We start from the raw sequence: 4,607 nt of genomic DNA on the forward strand, positions 1-4,607 counted from the left end.
ACGCCCCGCAGCAGCGGTTGAACCAGCGGCGAACCCTGGCGCGAACCAGCCACTTGCCAAGATGCATACCCGCCCACGAATACAGCGCGATCGCTACCCATTCGAGTACCAGAAAGCTCGCGCCGAGCACCGCGAATTGCGGCAACATCGGTTTGGCGATATCGACGAACTGCGGCAAAAATGCGGTGAAAACCAGAATGGCTTTCGGATTGCCGGCCGCCACGAGGCATTCCTGCCGCGCGATCCGCCACAGCGACGCGTCGTCCTGCCGCGTCGTATCGATAGCCGGCGCGTCGCTGCGCCACAACTGGATCGCAAGCCAGATCAGATAGCCGGCGCCGGCCAGTTTGATCGCCAGAAAGAACCACTCGGATGCGTGCAGGACGACGGCAAGTCCGGTCGCGGCCAGCCCTAGCATCAACGCGAACGCGACCAGCCGCCCGGTGCCACCGACGAACGCCGTCATGAAGCCGTGACGCGCGGCGACGTTGATCGATAGAAGGTTGTTCGGGCCGGGCGCGAGATTGATCGCGAAGCAGGCGGGCAGGAAGAACAGCCAGGCGGTGATGGACATGACAGCTCGCACGGAGAAGTAGACGTGAGTGCAACGAATCGGGCGCGCGAAACGGGGAAGTGACAGGACGCGACAAGCACGAGTGAGGCACTGATTCCGCGTTTCCCGATATGTGCCGATTGTAGCGAATCGGCGAACGCACCGATTCAGTCCGGCCGTTTCAATTCACCGATTTGACGAAGCCGGGGTCGCTGATCAATGCATCGACGCTCAGCCTGACCGTGTCTTCGATGGCGATGATGTTGCTGGTGAATTTAGGCGACTTCCGGCGGACGGTCTTGATGGTGGAGAAAACGACTTTCTGGGTCGCGGCGTCAGTCACGACGTAACGCATTTTCAGTGTCCAGAAGGCGGGCGAGCGCTCGTCCTCTACCGTGAACTTCTCGATGCTGCCGCTCAGCACCTTTCTACCCTCGGTGAGATGAAAGCCGGCAGCCTGCAAGCTGCTGGCAACGCTGTTGCGCACGGTTTCGTTGATATCGTTTTTCAACACGATGCCGGTCATCGCCGTGTTTTCGATCCGGTTCGGCGACACCTGGCCGTTGCGAGCCGGCATGTAGGCAAAATCGCGGGCGGGAGCGACGCTGAGCCAGCCGGTTGCATGCGTGGCCGCGCGCGGTGGACTATTCAGGCCGAACCACGACCAGGAGCACGCGGACAGCATCAACGGCAGTGCGACGACGCCGCAACCCTTGAGCACAGCGGATCTCAAGGCCGGACGCGGAGAGCCGAGCGATTGCCGCAGAGTCTGACTCTGTTGCGGCGACTCGGGCGCTGTGCTGGAAAAAGCGGCAGTCGAGGTCAGAGGAGTTGCCTTTCAGGTTGAACAATCCCGGTACAGAGCAGCATGGTAACAGCGCGCCGATCCCGTGATCCTCTTAACTGGATCCGGGGCCGGGATGCTCGAACATTTGAAACAGCCATGCTCATCATCACGATCAGAAAAACCCGGCTTTCCCCTGCGTCATATCCACGAGGGCTCGCCGGGCATTGTCCACCGTGTTGACCGGCAGCCGGACGGTGATCCTCACCAGCATCCCGTAGACGCTTTCCACGAGTCCGTAACCTTCGGCCTCGATCCATCTGCGCAGCTTCGCTTCATCGGCGTAGCTCACCTCGACGATCAGCGTCACCTGGGCAATCCTCTCCACGCGAGGTGCGTCCAATAGCGCCGAAGCAATCGCGTCCGTATACGCGCGCACCAGGCCGCCCGCGCCCAGCTTCACGCCGCCGTAATAGCGCACGACGGCCGCCAGCACGCCGTCCAGATCGTGATGCCGCAGCACTTCGAGAATGGGCCGGCCCGCGGTTCCGGACGGTTCGCCGTCGTCGGACATGCCTGACTGGCCGCCCGCCAGCAGCGCCCAGCACACGTGCGTCGCGCCCGGATGCTCATCGCGCAGACGCCGCAACTCGACCATCGCGGCGTCGCGGTCGGCGACGGGAATCGCATGTGCGATGAAACGGCTCTTACGAATCTCCAGTTCGGCGGAGAGCGGCGCGGGCAAGGTATAAGTGGGCAAGGCAAAGACTTCAGTGGATAAAAAATGCGGGCCTCATGCATGACCCCATGCGGATCTCATGCGCGGGTCTCACGCGGCCCTGTGCACGCCATGGTAACGGATCGTCAACGGGTGATCGGCATTCGTCTACAATCGTCCGCTGAACGCGCTTCTGACCGCACCGGCTGCGCCACCAAGGAGACGACATGCTTGATTTTTCCACGCTAGGAACATTTGTTGCCGTTGTCTTAGGGCTCTTTCTGATTCCCGGTCCGGCTGTGCTGCTGGTTTTGACGCGTACGGTGCATGGAGGGCGCAAGGCCGGCATACTCACCGGTCTCGGTATCGCGGTTGGCGATTTCATCCACACCCTGGGCGCGGCGGTCGGGTTGTCGGCGCTGCTGATGACGTCGGCGCTGGCTTTCAATGCCGTGAAATTCGTCGGCGCCGCCTATCTCGTCTATCTGGGCGTTCGCGCGTTGCGCGAGAAGCAGGCGAGCGCGCATTTGCCGGCGGTGGCGCCGGTATCCGCTTCTAAAGCCTTCTTTCAGGCGATCCCCGCCGAAGTGTTGAACCCCAAGACCGCGCTGTTTTTCCTCGCGTTCCTGCCGCAGTTCGTTCGTCCTGAGCACGGCTCCACGTTCCTGCAGTTCACGACGCTGGGACTCATCTTTGTCGGCATGAGCGCGCTTTATACAACGCTAATCGTGCTGACCATTCGTCCGCTGGGCAAACTCGTCAAACGCCTGACGTGGCTTAGCCGCTGGCAAAACAAGATCATCGGCGTGCTGTTCATTTCGCTCGGCCTGCGCGTCGCCACGCAAACGCGCTGACGAGTTCGAAGGCCGCCGCGCGCTTTTTCTGGTTCGGGCGCGCGGAAATACGCTGCCACGCTCGCTTGAGCTAGATATTGCGGCGCTGCCTACGCAGGCGGCCTTCGCGCGCATATTCCATCTGGCCCTCGGTGCGCACGGCGAGCCGTTCCTGTTCGGCCCGGCTCATCTGCCGCGTATCGTCGATGTCGCCAACCCGCAGCACTTCCTGCGCGATCCGGATGCGTAACGTCATCAAGGGTTCGCCGCGTTCGACCAGCGTGCGGTCGGCGGCGCGCGCTTGCTGGACGCCGCTGTCGATCAGGTGGCGCAGCTCCAGCAGCGTGAGGCGCTGGCGCTGGATCTCGAGAATGAGCCGCTGGATGGCCTGTTCGTCGCGCGTGCGCCACCAGGCGCGCAGATCGGCAAGCGTGGGAGGATCGAAGGGAGGAAGACGCATTGCTCAGACGAAAAGTACTGTATATACGTACAGTATATCCCGTCTTTTTACGGAACCGCCTGGCTAGCGTCCACGTCCTTTAGCGGTGGCTTTGCCCGCTGCCGGTCCAGATGACGCGCCCGCGCTGCCGCATATCAATGCCACCCCCGCGACTGCTGTCGCCCGCAACGACGCACGCGACTTCTATCCAATCAGTCCGCTCGGGCAGGTGAAGGTGCTGCGTACGGACGAAGGCTGGCTGTTGAGCGAAAACACCGCGATCCTGCCTTATGTGGCCGATCGCTATCCGGCCGCGCGGCTCGCGCCTGGGGCGGACACGGCGCAGCGCGCGCGGCTGCAACAAACAATGGTTGGGTTTTATCGGCACGGAGTTGCACAAGGTGGTGTTCGTGCCGTTACTCGATGCGCGGGCGCCTGAAGACGTGAAGCGCTATGCGCGCGACAAGGCCCCGTTACGGCTGGGCGTTCTGCAAGATCATCTGGCGCAAAGAGAATATTTGCTCGATGCGTTCAGCGTGGGCGACGCTTATCGGGTCACCGTGCTGAACTGGGCGTCGTATGGCGGCATCGATCTGTCGCAATGGCCGGCCGTTGCTGAGTACTACAAGCGATTGATGCTGCGCCCGAGCGTCGAAGCCGCTACGGAAGAATTCGCCCTGTTTGAGGAAGAAGTCGCGAGCGCGCGAAAAGTTGAGTGCGGGTTGCCGGCTGCGCGATTAGTCGTCGCCGTGCTGGCAGAAGCGGCGCCCGGGAATGTGGGACACGACCGCCTGGGCGATTTCGAGTGGTGTGCTTTCCGCGGGCACCACGCGGCGGCTCGATTCAGGGGTGTGCTTCATGGTCCATTCGACGAGTCTGTACGAGCGTCCCCACGGAGGCTGCAAAGGGTCCGAGACCTTGCACGAGTGGATCTGGCGCACCCATTCGTTACCGGGCATCGCACGCAAATGCTCGAATACCGTGTCTTCCACCATCGTTTGACTCCTTCTTCGCAGGCATGCTAACCATCTATCGGCGCGTCGGCGACATCCCTTCGATAAAAAAAGCGCCGCCGATGTTCTGGCGGCTCAACAGGGGATGTTGAGCGTCATAGTTACAGGTAAGAATTAAGCCAAACTTAAGATCGCGCTCAAAATCCCCACGCTTGATTCTGCCGCCTGAATCCTCCTGCTAGACGAGCACGGCGGACGCATCGCGTTGACCGTGTCGAGCGGCGTGGCCGCGCGCAGGATCACCGGCGCGCCGGCCGACGCGGCGCG

Annotated in this window: 7 protein-coding genes; 2 read left to right on the forward strand and 5 right to left on the reverse strand. The window is 62.1% G+C overall.

The window, feature by feature from the left end; translation table 11 throughout:
• The 3 genes from QOC89_RS23830 to QOC89_RS23840 form a co-directional block, all read right to left on the reverse strand.
• On the reverse strand, nt 1-574 hold a 574-nt coding region (locus QOC89_RS23830), incomplete at its 3' end, for a LysE family translocator (RefSeq protein ID WP_323047267.1).
• A 160-nt stretch (nt 575-734) separates the two neighbouring features.
• Nucleotides 735-1,274 (reverse strand): hypothetical protein, encoded by a 540-nt coding sequence (locus QOC89_RS23835; protein ID WP_323047268.1) that lies wholly within the window; start codon nt 1,272-1,274, stop codon nt 735-737.
• Nucleotides 1,275-1,512: 238 nt separating this feature from the next.
• Nucleotides 1,513-2,097 (reverse strand): YigZ family protein, encoded by a 585-nt coding sequence (locus tag QOC89_RS23840; protein ID WP_323047269.1) that lies wholly within the window; start codon nt 2,095-2,097, stop codon nt 1,513-1,515.
• A 185-nt stretch (nt 2,098-2,282) separates the two neighbouring features.
• Here QOC89_RS23840 and QOC89_RS23845 point away from each other — a divergent pair, with 185 nt between their 5' ends.
• The gene (locus QOC89_RS23845; RefSeq protein ID WP_323047270.1) at nt 2,283-2,909 is read left to right on the forward strand and encodes a LysE family translocator; all 627 of its coding nucleotides are present in this window, start codon (nt 2,283-2,285) and stop codon (nt 2,907-2,909) included.
• Nucleotides 2,910-2,979: 70 nt separating this feature from the next.
• Here the strand turns inward: QOC89_RS23845 and QOC89_RS23850 are convergent, their stop codons facing one another.
• Nucleotides 2,980-3,348 (reverse strand): hypothetical protein, encoded by a 369-nt coding sequence (locus QOC89_RS23850; protein ID WP_323047271.1) that lies wholly within the window; start codon nt 3,346-3,348, stop codon nt 2,980-2,982.
• Nucleotides 3,349-3,433: 85 nt separating this feature from the next.
• Between QOC89_RS23850 and QOC89_RS23855 the strand changes: the two genes are divergently transcribed.
• Nucleotides 3,434-3,766 (forward strand): hypothetical protein, encoded by a 333-nt coding sequence (locus QOC89_RS23855; RefSeq protein ID WP_323047272.1) that lies wholly within the window; start codon nt 3,434-3,436, stop codon nt 3,764-3,766.
• Between the two features lie 298 nt (nt 3,767-4,064).
• Here the strand turns inward: QOC89_RS23855 and QOC89_RS23860 are convergent, their stop codons facing one another.
• A complete protein-coding gene (locus QOC89_RS23860; RefSeq protein ID WP_093632986.1) occupies nt 4,065-4,322 on the reverse strand; it encodes a DUF2866 domain-containing protein in 258 nt (85 codons plus the stop codon).
• Nucleotides 4,323-4,607: the final 285 nt, after the last annotated feature.

Origin of the sequence: Paraburkholderia sp. (assembly GCF_034668105.1) — a bacterium.
GTDB lineage: Bacteria > Pseudomonadota > Gammaproteobacteria > Burkholderiales > Burkholderiaceae > Paraburkholderia.

Excerpts from the sequence above, each read along its gene's own strand:
- QOC89_RS23850 (WP_323047271.1), bottom strand. The coding sequence starts at position 3,348 with ATGCGTCTTCCTCCCTTCGATCCTCCCACGCTTGCCGATCTGCGCGCC.
- QOC89_RS23845 (WP_323047270.1), top strand. The coding sequence starts at position 2,283 with ATGCTTGATTTTTCCACGCTAGGAACATTTGTTGCCGTTGTCTTAGGG.
- QOC89_RS23860 (WP_093632986.1), bottom strand. The coding sequence starts at position 4,322 with ATGGTGGAAGACACGGTATTCGAGCATTTGCGTGCGATGCCCGGTAAC.